The following is a 16,375-nucleotide window of genomic DNA, read 5'->3' on the forward strand; positions in this document are numbered from 1 at the left end:
ACGCGTTCTCCTCGATTTCGGAGAATCGAGGGCCAGGCGTCTGACGCTGGATTGGCGATTCGCCCCGCGGGTGCGTCGCGCGCCCACGCGCGGCACCGTCGTGTGATGCGCGCGCTCGAGCCCCGCGTTGCCGTCACCGCCGAAAGCGTCGCCGAGGCCCGCGCGCTGCAGGAGCAACTGCGTTCCCGCGTAGTCGCGCGCGATGCGTTCCCGCGCCGCGTGCGCTTCGTCGCGGGCACGGACGTCTCGTTCGATCGCTTTGCGCCGACGCTCTTCGCCGCGGTCGTGGTGCTCGACGCGCGCACGCTCGCGGTGGTCGACGCCGCGTGCGCGGAGGTACCCGCGTCGTTCCCGTACGTGCCGGGCTTCCTCTCGTTCCGCGAGCTTCCGCCGCTGCTCGCCGCGTTCGCGAAGCTGCGCGTCGCGCCCGATCTCGTCGTGTGCGACGGCCATGGCCGCGCGCACCCGCGGCGCTTCGGCCTCGCGTGCCATCTCGGCGTCGCGCTCGATCTGCCGACGCTCGGCTGCGCGAAGTCGGTGCTCACAGGCGAGCACGCCGAGCCCGCGCGCGAGCGCGGCAGCTTCGCGCCGCTACGCGACGGCGGCCGCACGCTCGGCTCCGCGCTGCGCACGCGCGACGGCGTCGCGCCCGTGTACGTGAGCGTGGGGCACCGCGTCTCGCTCGCGACGGCGCGCCGCTGGCTGCTGCGCCTCGCGCCGACGCATCGCCTCAGCGAGCCGATTCGCGCTGCCCACGAAGCGAGCAATCGCGCGCGGCGTGGAGGCGTAGCATGAGCGCGCCCAGCGAGGAGACGCGATGCGCCACTTGTTACGCCCGATCGCGGCGGTGCTCGCGATGAGCGCGGCGGCGTACGGCGGCGACGACCGCCCCGCCGAGCGCGAGCGCATGGTCGCGGAGCAGATCGCGGCTCGCGGCGTCTCCGACGCGCGCGTGCTCGCGGCGCTGCGCAAGGTGCCGCGTCATCGCTTCATGCCCGAAGCGGTGCGCGACCTCGCGTACGAGGACCGCGCGCTGCCGATCGAGAATGGGCAGACGATCTCGCAGCCCTACATCGTGGCGGTGATGTCCGAGGCCGCGCGCGTGAAGCCGGGCGACCGCGTGCTCGAGGTCGGCACGGGCTCGGGCTATCAGGCCGCGGTGCTCGCGGAGATGGGCGCAGACCTCGACTCGATCGAGATCGTGCCCGCGCTCGCCGACTCCGCCGCGAAGGTGTTAGGCGAGATGGGCTACGCGCGCGTTCGGGTGCACACCGGCGACGGCTACCGCGGCCTGCCCGAGCGCGCGCCGTTCGACGCGATTCTCGTGACCGCCGCGCCTGATCACGTGCCGCAGCCGCTGCTCGATCAGCTCGCGATCGGCGGCCGGCTCGTGATCCCCGTCGGCGCGAGCGTGCAGGAGCTGCGCGTCATCGAGCGCACCAAGGACGGCACCGCGCAGCACTCGATCTTTCCCGTGATGTTCGTGCCGATGACGGGCGAGGCGCAGCGCGGGCGCGAGTGAGCTGCTGCGCTTCTCTCAGGGCCGCAGATGCAGGCGTCCCGTCAGTGCTTCCCCGCTTCGAGCTTCACGCCCGCGCGGCGCGAGAGCATGTAGGCCTCGAGCGCGATCATGCGCGGGTCGTCGTGCGCGAGCGGCTTGCCCTCGAGCGGGTTCTCGATGCACCAGTTCGTCATGTCGCGAAGCAGGGCCACCTTCTTCAGCTGGGCCTGGAACTTCGGATACGTCTCGGGGTGCGTGTTCGACGCGTGCGGGTGGCACATCGCGCACGCCACGCCGTTCGTGCCGATCTCGTCGCTGTGGAAGAGCCGGTCGCCCTCGGTCACGACCTTGTCGAGCTCCGCCTGCCAGATCTTCTTCTCGCGTTCGGTCGGCTCGCCGAAGCTCACCTTCAAGAACGGGATGTCCGCGCCTGGCACGTAGTTTTCGTAGACCATGCCGTTCGCTGCGACGGTGATGTGCTGGTCCACGCCGACGTGCGCGACGATTTCTTCCTTGCAGTAACGCATCAGCCCCGTGAGCACGTCGGCCACGAGCTGCGCCTTCTCGGGCGACATCTTCTCGTCGGGCCTGACACCTTGCACCACGACGATCTTGCGGCGGTCGCACGCGGTCACCGTGCGCGACGCCCAGCCGCCGCGCTCGCCCGCGACGACCTCGCCCGCGAGCGCAGGCGCGCTCGGCGCGCCGAGCACGAGCCACGCGCCGGCCAGCAGTGCGGCGCCCATCGCCGAAGCCACGATCTTGTTCGCGTTCATCTCGTTCTCCTCGAGTGCGTTTCCGTTCCGCCGCGACCGCAAGCGCAACGCGCAGCAAGCCGCAGGCGAAGTCGACTAGTAAGAAGGGCCCTGATAACCGCGCGGGCCGGGCACCGCGTCGCCCGCGAGCTGCGCGGCGGTGACGATGCGCGGCGACTTCGCCCACAGGTTGTAGTGCTTGTCGACGTGGCCACCCGTGAGCACGTCGACGCGGCCGTCGCCGCAGCCGTCGAGCTGATTGAACGGATCCGAGCGCGACATCTGCACCGTGTACTCGGGCAGGCCCTGCGGTGCGTACGGCCACGGCCACGCGGTCGAGAGCATGCCGTGGAAGTGGATGTTGCCGATGCGGTTCGTGAGCAGCTGATGCGTGTGACCGTGAATCACGCTGACCGAATCGAAGGGCGAGAGGATCGCCTGCACCTGCTCGGCGTCGTCGGTCCAAAAGTTCCACGGCTTGTAGAGCTTGTAGAGCGGTGAGTGGGAGAACACGACGAGCGGCCTCTGCTTCGGCACGCGCTTCAGCTTGCGCGCAAGCCAGTCGCGCTGCTCCTCGCCTACCTCGAATGGGCTCTGCCGGTTGTCGTCGAGGCCCGACACGATCGCCATGCGCTCGGCCGGCGTGTAGCCCTTCTCCGTCCAGAAGTCCTTCTCGACGACGCTGTTGAGCACGACGAACTGCACGCCCTTGTGCTCGAACGTGTAGTAGTCGCGGCCGAACATGCGGCGCCACTCGTCGCCCATGTCGTAGTACCAGTCGTGCTCGCCGACCATCATGCGCAGCGGCGCGCGCACGTCCTTCAGGATCTGACGCCCGAGCTCGAGCTCGTCTTTGCGCCCGAGCTGCGCGAGATCGCCGCCGAACAGCACGAAGTCCGGCTGCGGGTCGAGCGCGTTGATGTCTTCGACCGCCTTCACGAGCGACTTCGCGAAGCGGTGCGTCATGCCCTTCGCGTACAGGTGCGCGTCGGAGATGTACGCGAAGCGAAACTTAACCGTCGGCTCCGCGCCCGGGGTCTCCGCGTACGCAGCGCTCACGAGCTGGAAGCTCTGGTCGGGGATGAGGCTCGCCGCGGCCGCCATGCCCGCGAACTTCAGCGACGTGCGCAGGAACTGGCGGCGGTCGCAGTTCAGCAGCGCGCGAATCTCGCGCTCCGCCTCGGGCGTGCGCTCCGCGAACGCGCGCTCGATCTCCTTCTTCGTCATGTCGTTGCGGTACATCGGGATCCTCCCGTCGTTGGGCGAAATCAGTTTTTCGGTGCGACCTGCGCGAGGCGCTCGAGGTCGTCGCTCGTGAAGCTCTCGAGCAGCGCGACGAGGTCCGTCTTTTCGTCCGCCGTCAGCGCCAAGGGACGCATGCCGCCGTCGAGGTACGGGTTCGCGTTGCCGCCGCGGTCGTAGTAGTCGATCACGCTCGCGAGCGTCGCCTCGCTGCCGCCGTGCATGTACGGCGCCGTCTTCGCGACGTTGCGCAGCTGCGGCGTCTTGAAGGCCCCGAGGTGCCGCTCTTCGCGCGTCACGAGGAAGCGCCCGAGCTCGCCCATTTCCTCGCTGCCGAGCGCGAGGTCGTCGATCGAGGCGCCCGCAGCGCCAGCCGCGGCGGCTTTGCGCGATGCGACCGCGAAGTCCACGCGCGTCACGCCCACGCCGATGTTGTGGAAGTCGTCGTCAGTGAAGAGCGGGATCGCTTCGACGTAGCCGTGACACGTGCTGCAGCGCGCCTTGCCGTTGAACAGCTCCCAGCCGCGTTGCGCCTCGGCGGAGATCGCGCTCGCATCGCCGCGCAGAAAGCGATCGATCGGCGCGTTCACCTCGATCAGCGTGCGCTCGAAGCTCGCGATCGCCTGCCCCACGCGTTCGATCGTGATCTCGCGCGAGCCGAACGCCGCCTCTAAGGGAGCGCCGTAGTCGCTCAGCGTGCTCAGCTTCGCGACGACGGCCGGATGATCCGCGAAGCCGTGCTCGATCGCGTTGATCAGCGGCAGCACCGCCTGCGCCTCGAGATTCGCGGCGCGGCCGTCCCAGAACTGCGTCGCGAGGAACGCGGCGTTCAGCACGGTGGGCGCGTTCTTCGAGCCGACCGCGCCGCCGACGCCGGCCGAGCCCTTCGTGCCGCGCCCGTCTGCGAACGCGTGCTTCGGATCGTGACAGGTCGCGCACGCGACCGTGCCGTCGGTCGAGAGGCGCGTGTCGAAGTAGAGCTTCTGGCCGAGCGCGATTTTCTCCGCGCTGAGCGCGTTGTCTGCGGGGATCTCGGGCGGGAACACGCCGGCCGGAAGCGCGGGCAACAGTGCGTCGTTCGCGCCGAGCGCGAGCAGCGCGAGCGCCGCTGCCGAGATCGCCGTGAATGCGCGCCGCTTCATCGCGAGCCTCCGACTCGGCGCGACTCTCGGCTAGATAACAACGACTGGCAACAAGAAATCGGCTTCAGACCGAGTTTTCGCAGCGGGCGCAGCGCCCCAGCACCACGACCGAGATGCGCTCGAGCGCGAAGCCTTCGGGCAGGTTCGCCTTGGCGCGGATCGCGGAGTCCGCGCTGCTCGGGAGATCGTGCAGCGCGCCGCACACGCGGCAGCGCGCGTGATAGTGCGGCGCGCTGTTCGCCTCGTAGCGGTAGGGCTCGCCGCCGTCGGTCACGCACGCGGCGAGCCCCGCGCCGACGAGCGAGCCCAGCACTTCGTACACGGTCTTCAAGCTGAGGCTCGGCTGCTTGCGCGCGAGCGCGCGATGCAAGCTCGCGGCGGTGGGGTGAGCATTCGATGCGCGCAGCGCCTCCAGCACGCCGACGCGCTGGCGCGTTGCGCGCAGACCGTGCGCCGCGAGCTCGATCGCGATCTGCTTGTGGTTGGGGTTCGCGCGCGCCATGCGCGAAATCGTTATCCGATCGAGGGAAACTCTGCCGCGCCTCGACGTCCAGCCACTTCGCGAGGATCGTCGCGGGATGCCGCAGCCCTGCGTCGCCGAGCCGATCACGCAGCCGCGCTCGCCCGACGCCGAGCGCTTCGATCCCGCGGTGTGGAAGGCGCGCTGGGTGCCCGAGCGCGAGCTCGCGTGGGGCGCGTTTCTGCGCGATGCGCGCGAGCGACTGGGAGCTCGCGCGGCGGACCTCGAGCGCGCGCTGGAGCACGGCGGGATGCACGTGTCGGGGCGGCCGATCGATCCGAGCGCGCCACCCGGGACGATTCCGGCAGGCTGTTGGGTCGCGATCTACGGCTTCGTGCGCGAGCCGGAGCCCGTCGCGTTCGACGCGGCGCGCATCCTGCTCGACGCGGACGGCCTCGTCGCCGTCGACAAGCCGCCGTGGCTCTCGATGCAGCGCACGCGCGCGAGCTTTCGCGCCTCGCTCGAGGATCAGCTGCAAGCGTTGTTAGGGGATCGCACGCTGTTCGCGGTGCATCGCCTCGACCGCCAGACGAGCGGCGTCGCCCTGTTCGCGCGCGGGCGCGAGCGCACCGCGGAGCTCGGGCGCGCCTTCCGCGACCGCCGCGTCGAGAAGCGCTACGTGGCGTGCGTATCCCCGCCGCCGCACGAGGACGAGCTCGCGGTGCGCGGATTCCTCGGTCGCGTGCCCCATCCGTCGCGCTTCAAGTTCGGCCTGTTCGCCGAGCCTGCAGAGGGCCGGCGCGAGAGCGCGACACACTTTCGTGTCACGCGGCGCTGCGCGCGCGGCGCGCTCGTCACCGCCGCGCCCGAGACCGGGCGCACGCACCAGCTACGCGTGCACCTCGCCGCGCACGGCTGCCCGATTGCGGGCGATGACCTCTACGGCCTCGCATGGGCGCCCGGCGCATCCCACGCCGCGGCGCGCGTCCTCTTGCACGCGAAGTCGCTCGCGCTCTCGCTCGCGGGGCGCAGCCTCGTCGTGGACGCGCCGACACCGCCCGACATTCGCGAGTTTGCGCTGGAAGGTGCTGGCTGAGCGCGGGCCGACTGCCGTGCGCGCGCTCGCGGGTGACGCGCTGCACGCGCTCGCCTAAAAACTCGCGCCCATGAACGACTCGAGCCTCGACTCCGACGAACGCGCCGCCGCGAGCTACCCCGGCGCGCGCCTGCCCGACCGCCGCCGCACCGTGAAGTCGTTCGGCGTCGACTTGTGCGTCTCCGAGTGGGGCGACGAGCGCGCGCCCGTGATTTTCTGCTCGCACGGCGGCTTCGACTTCACCGGCACCTTCGACGTGTTCGCACCGCTGCTCGCCGCGGGCGGCTACCGCGTCGTCGTGTGGGATCAGCGCGGCCACGGCGACTCGGGCCATGCGCCGCTCTACTCGTGGGACGCCGACGTGCGCGATCTGCTCACGGCGCTCGATTCGACGACGCGCGAGCCCGCGATCTTGTTGGGGCACTCGAAGGGCGGATCGATCTCGACGTACGCGATCCAAGCCGCACCGCACCGCGTGCGCGCCTTCGTGAACATCGACGGCATGCCCTCGCACCGGCCGCCGCCCGACGTCGCCGATCACGAGCGCACGAAGCTGCTCGCGACCGAGTTATCAGGCTGGCTCGACCACCGCCGCGCGGCCGGCGACAAGGTGCGCCGCGCCGACACGCTCGGCGGCCTCGCCGAGCGCCGCGCGCGCCAGAACCCGCGCCTCTCGAAGGCGTGGCTCCGCTACCTCGTGACGCGCGGCGCGCGCAAGGACGCCGACGGCTGGCGCTGGAAGATCGATCCCGTGCTGCGCCCCGGCGGCTTCGGGCCGTGGCGCGCGACGTGGTCGATGGCGCGCCTCGCGAGCCTGCCCGTGCCGCTGCTCGGCCTGCTCGCGACCGAGAGCGAGCCGATGGGCTGGGAGACGCGCGCCAGCGAGGTGAAGCCGTACCTGCCGCGCCGCGCCGAAGTGGTGGAGATGAAGGGCGTTGGCCACTTCATCCACATCGAGCAACCCGAGCGGACCGCGAAGCTCGTGCTCGACTTCTTGCGGAACCTCGCGTGAAGACGATTCGCCTGAAGCACGCGCGCATCGAGCTCGCGCTGCACGAGCTACGCGCAGGCGACGGACGCGCGCTGTTGCTCCTGCACGGCCTCGGCGAACGCTCGCCGCGCGAAGTCCCAGCCTACGCCGCAGCCTGGTCTGGTCCCGTGTTCGCGGTCGACTTCACGGGCCACGGCGAGAGCTCGCTCACGAGCGGCGGCGGCTACAGCGCCGAAGTGCTGATGGGCGACGCCGACTGCGCGTTGCGCCATCTCGGCCGAGCGACGTTGTTAGGGCGCGGCCTTGGCGCCTACATCGCGCTGCTGATCGCCGGCGCGCGCCCCACGCTCGTGCGCGGCGCCATCCTGTGCGACGGCCTCGGCCTCGCCGGCGGCGGCGCCGAAGCCGCCACGCCGAGCCTCGTCTACCCGAACCCGCACGCCGTCGCGTCGCCCGACCCGTTCGCGCTGGTCGAGCTCGCCCGCGACGTGCGCCCGCCGGATTACGCCACTGCCTTCTGGCGCCAAGCGAACGAGTTATCAGGGCTCGAGCGCCCCATCGCGGTGTGCTGCGCCGAGCGTCCGGATTGGCTCGAAGCGGTGCTGAAGGAATCCGAGCTGCGCGTGACGACGGTCGAGGATGCGGTCGCGGAGTACGCGCGGGTGGCCTGAAACGGCGCGTCGACGCACTCGCGAGCCGCGGCGTCGAGCTGAAGTGGTTCACGCACGCGGAAGAGAGACGCGCCCCGAGTGGTCGCCGCTCGGTCGAGGACGCTCAGCGGCGTTCGTCGCGAGTCTCTCGTGAGTCCTCCGCAATCGCCCTCATCTCCCGATGCAGCGCCTCGCGCTCGGCTTTGAGCTTCGCCGCCTCCGCAGGGCGCAGCTTCACCGTCGCCCACGCGCGCGCGTGCTCCCAGAAATGTTCGTAGCGTTCGTGGAAGAGCATCGCGAACCACGCGGCGAGCGGGCCTAACAAGAACGTCGCGACGCCCGCGGCCCAGCCCCACATGCCGCCGGCGACGAACGCCCACACGAGCCAGGTGATCGGGTAGAGGAAGAACCCGCCGAGCAGCTTGACCGTGGCGGGCAGGTTCTCGCCGGGCGTGAGGCGCGCGCCGGCCCAGATGATGCGGTACGGGATCCAGTTCATCGCGCTGCCCAATGCCGCGATCGGGAGCCAGAAGAAGAGCAACGTCGCGCTGCCGATCGCGTACGCGATCACCTCCTCGCGCGGATACTTCGCAGCGACATGCTCGTCGCGCAGGCGCTGCTCGGCGAGGCGGTGCTGGTAGTTCTCGACGCGCGCGGTGAGCGCGGCGACGCGATGCGGGTAGCGCTGCTTCGCGCGCTCGTAGAGGCGCAGCGCCGTGCTGCGCAGCTGGAACGCCTCCTCGAGCGCCATGCGCGCGGGCAGGTCGCGCTCGCGCTCGGCCCAGAGCGCAGACGCCTGATCGATCACCGGCACGTCCTCGTGCTTCGGGTAGTTGAGCGTCACCGCCTCCAGCGCGGAACGCACGGCAGCTGTCAGGTCGCGCACGGCGCCGGCTTCGTCGCTCGCAGCGCTCGCGATGAACGGCGCAGGATCGAGCGGCGCGCCGATCGTCACGAGCGAGCGCGAGCGGAACTTTCCCTTCTGCTCGAAGGTGAGTCCCACGGGCACGATCTGCGTGCCGCGCACGCCGAGCTCACTGGCGGCGCCGAGCACGATGCGCGCGGCGCCAGTCTTGAGCCGCGCGAGATGCGGCGCGTCGTGGCTGATGCCTTCGGGAAAGAGCGCGATCGCACCGCCCTCGGCCAGCACGCTCCAGCACGCGCGGAATGTCTCGTCGTTCTTCGACATGTCCGAGCCGTCCTGCGCCCGGTACACCGGGATCACCTTCGCGAGCTTCAGCAAGAGGCGCGTGAACGGCACCTGCCAAAGCGTCGCCTTCGCGAGAAAGCGCGCGTGCACGCCCGTCGTCCCCAACACCAAGATCGGATCGACTAGGCTGTTGTGGTGATTCGAGACGAGCACGAGCGGCACGCCGCGCGGAATGCGCTCCTCGCCCGTGACTTCGATGCTGCGGAAGAACGTGAAGCAGGCCGCCTTCGCGAGCCCTTCCACGAACGTGCCCGCGCCTCGCTTGTCGCTCGTTTCGCTCACGACGCCCCCGCCTGCGAGCACTCTACTCGCCGCATCGGGCGGGCGATGAAGGAGCGTGAGTCCGGGTCTCGTAGACGGATAATCTGCGCGCGAGAGGCGATCCATGAAGCTGTTCGACGACGGCCAGCGGCGCATCGCGGAGGCGCTCTCGAAGCTCACGCACGCGAACCCGTTTCTTCCGGAGCGCATCGAGCACGAGCGCGAGGTGCTCGGGGGCGCGTTCGTGCCGGGCCGCGTGGTGTGGAACGTCGACGCCGACCTCGACGGCATGAACCCGAACCTCGCGCGCCTCGAGACCACCGCGCGCGAGCTGCTCGCGACCGCGCGCGAGCGCATCCTCGGCGGGCGCAAGCCGAGCGCCGAGGAAGCCGCGCTCTACGAGGACGTCGTGCTCTATTGCGTCTACGCGCGCTACGAGCGCGAGTGGCGCGCGACGCTCGATCGCGATGCGGAGCGGCCGCGCCCCGTGGCGGCGTGGGAGGCGTTCGCCGAAGACGTCCAGCGCGACCTCGCGCTGCCCGGTTTCCCGAAGCCCGACGCCGCATTCCTGTTCGCGTACGGCTACCAGACGCGCCGCGCCTTCCACTTCGTCTTCCGCCATCTGTACGGCGCCTCGCTGCCCGCGGCGCAGCTGCGTGCGGCGGCGTGGCAGTCGATCTTCTCGCGCGATCGCCGCCGCTATCGCCGCGCGCTCGTCGCGCACATGCACGACGTTCCGACGCTCATCACCGGCCCGAGCGGCACCGGCAAAGAGCTCGTCGCGCGCGCGATCGGCTGCTCGCAGTTCATCCCCTTCGACGCCGAGGCGAAGGCGTTCGCGCATGCGCCCGAAAAGCGCTTCTTCGCGCTGAACCTCTCGGCGCTCACGCCCACGCTGATCGAGTCCGAGCTGTTCGGGCACCGCCGCGGCGCGTTCACCGGCGCGGTCGACGATCGCGAGGGCTGGCTCGAAGCCTGCGGCCGCGGCGGCGCGGTGTTCCTCGACGAGATCGGCGAAGTCTCGCCCGAGATCCAGGTGAAGTTGTTACGGGTGCTGCAGACGCGCAGCTTCGAGCGCCTCGGTGAAACGCGCGCACGCCGCTTCGACGGCAAGATCGTGGCCGCGACGAATCGCGACATCGCGGCCGAGATGCAGGCCGGCCGCTTCCGCGAAGACTTCTACTACCGCCTGTGCGCCGACCTCGTGCGCACGCCGAGCCTTCGCGAGCAGCTCGACGACCACCCCGACGACCTGCGCAGCTTCGTCGTGGTGATCGCGCGCCGCCTGTTCGGCGAAAGCGAAGGCGACGCCGTGGCGCGCGAGGTGCACACGTGGATCGACGCGAACCTGCCGCGCGACTACGCGTGGCCCGGCAACGTGCGCGAGCTCGAGCAGTGCGTGCGCAACGTCGTGATTCGCGGCGGCTACGCGCCCGCGCTGCCGGCCGCGCGCGCCGCCGGCGTGCCCGCGAGCGGGCCGGTCGCCGAGCTCGCGGCCGAGCTCGCGCGCGGCAGCACCTCTGCCGACGCGCTGCTCTCGCGCTACGCGACGCTCGTCTACTGGCAAGCCGGCTCGTACGAGGAGACGGCGCGGCGGATCGGGCTCGATCGCCGAACCGTCAGGGCGCGCATCGATCAGGAGTTCTTGGCGCGGCTGAAGGGATCGGATCAGGGCGAGAAGAGCGAAAGCTGATCCGCGATCCCCGGTCTCCGGAACGCCGCGGTGGAGAGCTCCGGCCCGCGGCGCGCGAGTCCCGCGCGCTTCAGGCCCAGCGCGAACAGTGCCTCGATCTGCGCCGCGAACTCGCCGGCGCCGCGCTGGCGGTGCGCGTAGCGCGAGTCGTAGAGCGCCCCGCCGTGCAGCGAGCGCAGGCGATTCAGCACCTTCTCGCGGCGCTCGGGGACGTGCTGCGCGAGCCAGTCCGCGAACAGCTCCTTCACGCCGTGCGGCAGGCGCAGCACGACGAAGCCCGCATTCTTCGCGCCCGCGTTCGCGGCGGCCTGTAGAATCGCAGGCAGCTCGTGATCTGTTAGGCCCGGAATCATCGGCGCCGCCATCACGCCCACGGGTACGCCTGCCTTCGCGAGAGCCTCGATCGCGGCGAGCCGCTTCGACGGCGGCGACGCGAGCGGTTCCATCTTGCGCTGAAGCTCGGGATCGAGCGTCGTGACCGAGATCATCACCGAAGCAGCATTGACGCTCGCGAGCTCCGCGAGCACGTCGGCGTCCCGCGTCACGAGGAAACCCTTCGTCACGATGCCGACGGGGTTCTTGAACTCGGCCAGCACCTCGAGGCAGCCGCGCGTGATGCGCAGGCGTCGCTCCGCGGGCTGATACGGATCCGTCACGCCCGAGAGCGCCACGACCTGCGGCTTCCACGCCGGGGACATCAGCTGCTTCCGCAACAACTCGGCGGCGCGCGGCTTCACGAGGATCTTGGTCGAGAAGTCGAGGCCCGCGGAGTAGCCGAGGTATTCGTGCGTGGGGCGCGCGTAGCAGTTGTGAGTGGCGAGGCCGTTCGCGTAGAAGGTTCGCGTAGAGGTCTGGATGTCGACGACGTCGCGAATCGGCCCTGGCTCGATCGCGGCGATCGTCGCGGCGCTTGTTACGGGATCGAGCTCGAAGCAGGCATTGATCTTGCGCTGGATCGCGGGGCGCACGGCAGCGAAGAAGCGCATGCGCTCGCTGACCGTGCCCACGAGCCTGGCCGAGCTCGCGTGGTTCTCGCGGGGTTCGAGCTTGAACTTGAAGCCGAGGCTCGCCGCGTAGCGGATCACTCGCTCGAGAACGGCCTGATCCAGCTGTGATACGCGAAGCGTCCCGCTGTTGTGCCCCTCTGCGTCGAAGAAGCCCGCGAGCCAGCCTCGACGGAAAGACTCGCTGTCGAGCTCCGTGCGAATCACCTTCGACACGATCTCGAGCTTCGAAAGCGAGCGAGTCTCGACCTTGAAGAGCGGCTGTCGCGCGGACTTCCCGCCGTCGAAGGGGCGCAAGAACAGCTCTACGCCGAGGGGGCGCATGAACTCGATGCAGCGTTCGAGAGGCGCGCGATCGATCATTGCGACGCGCCAGTACGCGGCAGGGAAGCCGAGCTTGTCGCTCCGCCAGCCCGGCTCGTAGCGGAAGGTCCCGTCACCGAGCGACAGGCCCGCGACGTAACCGACTCGGTAGTCCGCATCGAGCGCAACGCGGGTTGGATTCATTAGGTGGCGGAGCCGCCTTCCGACCTGAAGCTGGGTCGTTCGCGACCAGCGAAACATCCACCACTGCAGCCAGCGGTGCTCAGCTGTCGTGACGACCTCCGCACGATCAGTCACCACGCGGATCGTCGACTGCCGCGACCACCACACATGCTCCACGACACTATTCCTGAGCTTGCGCGTGTGATGACCGTCGGCTGGGAACTCGTCGAGGCCGACGATCTCGTCGCCCGGCTTCAATTCTCCGATCGGGCTCGATGTCATGTCCGCACGGAGAACGGATGTCTCCGGCTCCAGGCAGTAGCTGCACGCGTGTTGGCAACCCCGATACGGGTTCACGCTGGCGCCGAAGTTCAGGTCGGGGCTGTCGTTGGTGGCGACGATCGTGCGCGATGGATCCACGAGCAGCTCGGTGCGCGGATCCTCGGGCGGGTCGTCGGGGCTCGGCCCGAAGCCGAGCTCGGGCATGTCGGCGACGTGGACGCGCTCGAAGCGGTTGGGCGGGTTGGCGAGGGCGCCGGGCGGGGAGGGCATGAGGCGAATCTACGACGAATCTGTCTAGGCGATCAAGCGCGAAGTCGAAGCCGCGTGCGCGGGGTGGCGCCTAGTCCGCCCACTCCGGCAGGCCACTCGCGCGCAGCGCCTCCAGATCGTGCGAGACCACCACCGTGAAGTCGTCCTCGGCGTCGAGCGCGGCGAGGTAGCGCCGCAGCTGCTCGGTGCGGCGCGTGTCTTCCGGCACGAGCAGGCCGCTGTAGAGGAAGCCCTTGCCGCGATTGGCGAGCAGCGCCTCGCGCGTGTTGGTGATGTCGCCGGACAGGATCCAGACGTGGTTGCCCACGGCGAACGCGAACATCGTCGAGCACGCCGTGTGCCCGCCGAGCGGAATCAGCGCCGTGCCCGGGAACGCGGCGAGCGTGAGCAGGCCCTCGTCTCCCGCGCTCGTCGCTTCGAAGCACGAGCTTTCGACTAGCGCAGCGCCTTCCGCGGTGTTCGGGTCGCGCAGCGTCGCCTGCGGACTCCCCCTGATACACGCGCGCGCCGGGCGCCGGCCCGGCCGCGCACAGCGCCTCGATGCCCTGCGTGTGATCGATGTGCAGATGCGTGAAGCCGAGGCCGCGCACGCGCGCGACCGCGCTGCCGATCTGCTCGGACACCGTGCCGTGCGGCGTCACCTGCCCGCCGCCCGAGAGCGTGCCTAACAACTCGCCGAACTCGACGGCGGCTGCGGCATCCATGCCCGCGTCGACCTCGAACAGCGAGCCATCGGGCCACTCGGCGAGAAACACCGAGTGCGCGATGACGCCGCGCGCGAGCGGCTGCGAGGAGGTGTTGATCCAGCGCAGCGAGCGCGGACCGCCGGGAGCGCTCGTCAGCGAGCGCAGCTCCTCCGCGCTGGGAAGCCGCGGCGCGACCCGGCGGATCTGCAGGTGAGCGGGAACGATGCGCAGAGCGAGCGCGGCGAGTGCGAGCAAGGGCAGGGCGGCGGCGATGCGAAGTGCCCAGCGCATGGCGAGAGCTGCTCCTTACGCCCGCTCGATCCTCGCTCTTACGTGCTTGTGCCACGGCGTGCCCGCGATCCAGTCGCGGTCCTCGCTCGCGGTGAGCTCGTTCGGCGCGACGCCCGTCGTGCGCGAGCCCTCGGCGCCGCCGGGGTAGTGGAGGCCGAGGCCGTTGGGCAGCGTCGCGTGGCCGGGCAGCAGCGTGTCCGTCACCTCCACCTCCGCGACGCCTTCGCCGCGCTTCGTGGTGATGCGCGCGCGGGCGCCGCTCGCGAGGCCGAGGCGCGCGGCGTCCTCGGGGTTCATGCGCAGCGCGCCTGCCGCGTCCTTCGTGCGCCACGCGGGGTCGCGCACGATCGTGTTCGCGGTGCTGGTGCGCCGCTCGCCGGCCGCGAGCACGAACGGGTAGGCGTCGTCGCGCGCGGGCCGCTCGTCGCGCAGCGCGCGCAACTCGCCTAACAGCTCCGGGATCGCGAGGTGCGCCCGGCGGCCGTCGTGCGTGACGCGGCTCCACGAGTCGGCGTGCTCGTCCGCCGTGAACACGACTCCGCTGCGCTCGCGCAGGATCGCGTCGAACAGCGCGAGGCCCTGCTCGATCGGGTTCGCGCCTGCGAAGCCCGCGCGCCGCACCGAGTCCGGGTACTCCTGCGCGCACTGGATCGCGAGCGCCGCGAGCGCCGCGGCGTTCGCGGCGCCGTCCGGCAGCGTGGGCCCGAGCGTCTCGTACATCACCACGGGCGCGACCTGCGCGAACTTCGGGCTCTTCGCGAGCGCTCCGAGCAGCGCGACGGCGTACTGCGCGCGGCCCTGCCTCGCGGCCTCGTGCAGCGGCGCCACGTCCTCGTCTCCGTAACAACCGAGCGCGCGCACGAGGCGGCGGTGAATCTCGGCCTCGACGAGCGTTCCCGGCGCGGGCTCGAACAACGGCGCGCGCAGGTGGAACACGTTCTTCGGGAACTCGAAGTTGAAGAAGGTCGCCTCCCACTTCTCGAGCTGCGACGCCGCGGGCAGCACCCAGTGCGCGAGGCGCGCCGTCTCCGTCATCGCGACGTCGATCACCACGACGCACTCGAGCGCGGCGATCGCCTCGCGCATGCGAGCGCTGTCCGCGAGCGAGTGCGCGGGGTTGCCGCTCTCGACGAGCAGCGCGCGGAAGCGCTGCGGGTGATCCGTGAGGATCTCTTCCGGAATCGCGTTGCAGGGCATGATGCCGCCGATCACGCGCGCGCCCGTCACCGCCGTCTTGCGCTCGCTGCTCTTGCCGATCAGCGCGCCGAAGTGCGTGTGCAGGTTCATCGCGCCGGGCTTCGCGAAGTTGCCCGTCAGCAGCCACGCGAGCTTCTCGAGGTACGAGTTGAGCGTCGAGTGCGGCGCCATCTGCACGCCGAGGTCTTCGAGGATCGACACGCTCGCCGCGCGCCCGATGCGCCGCGCGACTTCGCGCAGCGTGCTCTCCTCGACCCCGGCGCGCGCGCAGTAGTCCGCGATCGGCACCTCGGCGAGCGCGGCCAGCACTTCGTCTGCGCCCACCGTGCGCGCGGCGAGGAATTCGCGGTCGATGAGATCTTCACTCGCGAGGATCGCGAGCAGCGCGGCCAGCAGGAACGCGTCGCAGCCGGGCTTCACCCGCAGGTGGAAGTCGGCGAGCTCCGCGGTCTCGGTGCGGCGCGGATCGATCACGACGAGCGTGCGCTCCGGATCGCGCGCGATTTCCTTCAGCACGATGCGCGCGCGCGGGAAGCCGTGCGACTGCCACGGGTTCTTCCCTAACAACACCGCGACTTCGGCGTGCTCGAAGTCCGGCGTCGAGTGGCAGTTGGGCCGCCCGAACAGCTTGCCGTCCACCCAGAACTCGCCCGTCTTCTCCTGCGCGAGCGCGTTCGACGCGTACACGTAGCCGACCGCTGCGCGCGTCGCGCGCCCGTAGCCGCCGGGTAGGTGGTTGCCCTGGCCGCCGCCGCCGTAGTAGAGGATCGACGCGCCGCCGTGCGTGTCGCGCACGCGCGCGAGGTCGCGCGCCACGCCCGCGATCGCGACATCCCAGCTCACCGCCTCGAACGTGCCGTCCGCGCGCCGGCGCAGCGGCGACGTGAGGCGATCGCGCCCGTTCTGATAGGCGTCGAGCCCGCGCGCCGGCTTCTCGCACGTGTAGCCCTGAGACGCGGGGTGCGCGCGATCGCCGCGCATCTTCACGACGCGGCGGCCGTCGGTCTGCACCTCGAGTCCGCAGTTGAGGCTGCACAGAATGCACGCGGACTTCTGCCAGCGTGATGCATCGGCGTTCGGCATGGAACCTCGCGGGGCGCGTCGCCACGGAACCTACCGCGGACCCGAGAGGCGGCAGGGGGCAGTCGGCCGGGCCGA

General features: G+C 70.6%; 14 protein-coding genes. 6 read left to right on the forward strand and 8 right to left on the reverse strand.

Features of this window, described 5'->3' with window-relative positions; genetic code table 11:
- The first annotated feature begins 105 nt into the window (after window positions 1-105).
- Window positions 106-795: a deoxyribonuclease V gene (gene nfi, locus FJ091_02880; protein MBM4382294.1), complete on the forward strand. Its 690-nt coding sequence runs from the start codon at window positions 106-108 to the stop codon at window positions 793-795.
- Between the two features lie 61 nt (window positions 796-856).
- Complete coding sequence (locus FJ091_02885; protein MBM4382295.1) at window positions 857-1,522, forward strand: protein-L-isoaspartate(D-aspartate) O-methyltransferase; 666 nt, start codon at window positions 857-859, stop codon at window positions 1,520-1,522.
- A 41-nt stretch (window positions 1,523-1,563) separates the two neighbouring features.
- Here FJ091_02885 and FJ091_02890 read toward each other — a convergent pair whose 3' ends face one another.
- From FJ091_02890 to FJ091_02905, 4 genes are all read right to left on the reverse strand, one after another.
- Entirely contained in the window at window positions 1,564-2,277 is a 714-nt protein-coding gene (locus FJ091_02890; GenBank protein MBM4382296.1) for a hypothetical protein, read from the reverse strand.
- Between the two features lie 75 nt (window positions 2,278-2,352).
- Window positions 2,353-3,483 (reverse strand): metallophosphoesterase, encoded by a 1,131-nt coding sequence (locus tag FJ091_02895; protein ID MBM4382297.1) that lies wholly within the window; start codon window positions 3,481-3,483, stop codon window positions 2,353-2,355.
- Between the two features lie 41 nt (window positions 3,484-3,524).
- A complete protein-coding gene (locus FJ091_02900) occupies window positions 3,525-4,640 on the reverse strand; it encodes a cytochrome-c peroxidase (GenBank protein MBM4382298.1) in 1,116 nt (371 codons plus the stop codon).
- A gap of 64 nt (window positions 4,641-4,704) precedes the next feature.
- Entirely contained in the window at window positions 4,705-5,142 is a 438-nt protein-coding gene (locus FJ091_02905; GenBank protein ID MBM4382299.1) for a transcriptional repressor, read from the reverse strand.
- A 76-nt stretch (window positions 5,143-5,218) separates the two neighbouring features.
- Between FJ091_02905 and FJ091_02910 the strand changes: the two genes are divergently transcribed.
- The 3 genes from FJ091_02910 (at window position 5,219) to FJ091_02920 (ending at window position 7,858) form a co-directional block, all read left to right on the forward strand.
- Window positions 5,219-6,196, forward strand: coding sequence for an RNA pseudouridine synthase (locus FJ091_02910; protein MBM4382300.1), 978 nt, complete (start codon window positions 5,219-5,221; stop codon window positions 6,194-6,196).
- Window positions 6,197-6,266: 70 nt separating this feature from the next.
- Window positions 6,267-7,208 (forward strand): alpha/beta hydrolase, encoded by a 942-nt coding sequence (locus tag FJ091_02915; GenBank protein MBM4382301.1) that lies wholly within the window; start codon window positions 6,267-6,269, stop codon window positions 7,206-7,208.
- A complete protein-coding gene (locus tag FJ091_02920; protein MBM4382302.1) occupies window positions 7,205-7,858 on the forward strand; it encodes an alpha/beta hydrolase in 654 nt (217 codons plus the stop codon). The genes FJ091_02915 and FJ091_02920 overlap by 4 nt, the downstream gene beginning before the upstream one ends.
- 103 nt (window positions 7,859-7,961) lie before the next feature.
- Here FJ091_02920 and FJ091_02925 read toward each other — a convergent pair whose 3' ends face one another.
- Window positions 7,962-9,329: a 1-acyl-sn-glycerol-3-phosphate acyltransferase gene (locus FJ091_02925; GenBank protein ID MBM4382303.1), complete on the reverse strand. Its 1,368-nt coding sequence runs from the start codon at window positions 9,327-9,329 to the stop codon at window positions 7,962-7,964.
- Window positions 9,330-9,432: 103 nt separating this feature from the next.
- Between FJ091_02925 and FJ091_02930 the strand changes: the two genes are divergently transcribed.
- Window positions 9,433-11,001, forward strand: a complete 1,569-nt coding sequence (locus tag FJ091_02930; protein ID MBM4382304.1) for a sigma-54-dependent Fis family transcriptional regulator — start codon at window positions 9,433-9,435, stop codon at window positions 10,999-11,001.
- On the opposite strand, the gene FJ091_02935 is transcribed toward FJ091_02930, so the two are convergent.
- The 3 genes from FJ091_02935 to FJ091_02945 are packed head-to-tail and all read right to left on the reverse strand — an operon-like array spanning window position 10,977 to window position 16,300.
- Window positions 10,977-13,043 (reverse strand): PA0069 family radical SAM protein, encoded by a 2,067-nt coding sequence (locus FJ091_02935; GenBank protein ID MBM4382305.1) that lies wholly within the window; start codon window positions 13,041-13,043, stop codon window positions 10,977-10,979. The genes FJ091_02930 and FJ091_02935 overlap by 25 nt on opposite strands.
- Before the next feature lie 32 nt (window positions 13,044-13,075).
- Window positions 13,076-14,020, reverse strand: coding sequence for an MBL fold metallo-hydrolase (locus FJ091_02940; GenBank protein ID MBM4382306.1), 945 nt, complete (start codon window positions 14,018-14,020; stop codon window positions 13,076-13,078).
- A gap of 15 nt (window positions 14,021-14,035) precedes the next feature.
- Window positions 14,036-16,300, reverse strand: a complete 2,265-nt coding sequence (locus FJ091_02945) for a molybdopterin-dependent oxidoreductase (GenBank protein ID MBM4382307.1) — start codon at window positions 16,298-16,300, stop codon at window positions 14,036-14,038.
- Window positions 16,301-16,375: the final 75 nt, after the last annotated feature.

Source organism: Deltaproteobacteria bacterium, assembly GCA_016875395.1.
In the GTDB taxonomy this organism is placed as follows: domain Bacteria; phylum Myxococcota_A; class UBA9160; order UBA9160; family UBA6930; genus VGRF01.

Coding starts and splice junctions, on each gene's coding strand:
- FJ091_02935 (MBM4382305.1), bottom strand. CDS start 13,043: ATGCCCTCCCCGCCCGGCGCCCTCGCCAACCCGCCCAACCGCTTCGAG.
- FJ091_02945 (MBM4382307.1), bottom strand. CDS start 16,300: ATGCCGAACGCCGATGCATCACGCTGGCAGAAGTCCGCGTGCATTCTG.
- FJ091_02890 (MBM4382296.1), bottom strand. CDS start 2,277: ATGAACGCGAACAAGATCGTGGCTTCGGCGATGGGCGCCGCACTGCTG.
- nfi (MBM4382294.1), top strand. CDS start 106: ATGCGCGCGCTCGAGCCCCGCGTTGCCGTCACCGCCGAAAGCGTCGCC.
- FJ091_02940 (MBM4382306.1), bottom strand. CDS start 14,020: ATGCGCTGGGCACTTCGCATCGCCGCCGCCCTGCCCTTGCTCGCACTC.
- FJ091_02885 (MBM4382295.1), top strand. CDS start 857: ATGAGCGCGGCGGCGTACGGCGGCGACGACCGCCCCGCCGAGCGCGAG.
- FJ091_02915 (MBM4382301.1), top strand. CDS start 6,267: ATGAACGACTCGAGCCTCGACTCCGACGAACGCGCCGCCGCGAGCTAC.
- FJ091_02905 (MBM4382299.1), bottom strand. CDS start 5,142: ATGGCGCGCGCGAACCCCAACCACAAGCAGATCGCGATCGAGCTCGCG.
- FJ091_02895 (MBM4382297.1), bottom strand. CDS start 3,483: ATGACGAAGAAGGAGATCGAGCGCGCGTTCGCGGAGCGCACGCCCGAG.
- FJ091_02930 (MBM4382304.1), top strand. CDS start 9,433: ATGAAGCTGTTCGACGACGGCCAGCGGCGCATCGCGGAGGCGCTCTCG.
- FJ091_02900 (MBM4382298.1), bottom strand. CDS start 4,640: ATGAAGCGGCGCGCATTCACGGCGATCTCGGCAGCGGCGCTCGCGCTG.
- FJ091_02910 (MBM4382300.1), top strand. CDS start 5,219: ATGCCGCAGCCCTGCGTCGCCGAGCCGATCACGCAGCCGCGCTCGCCC.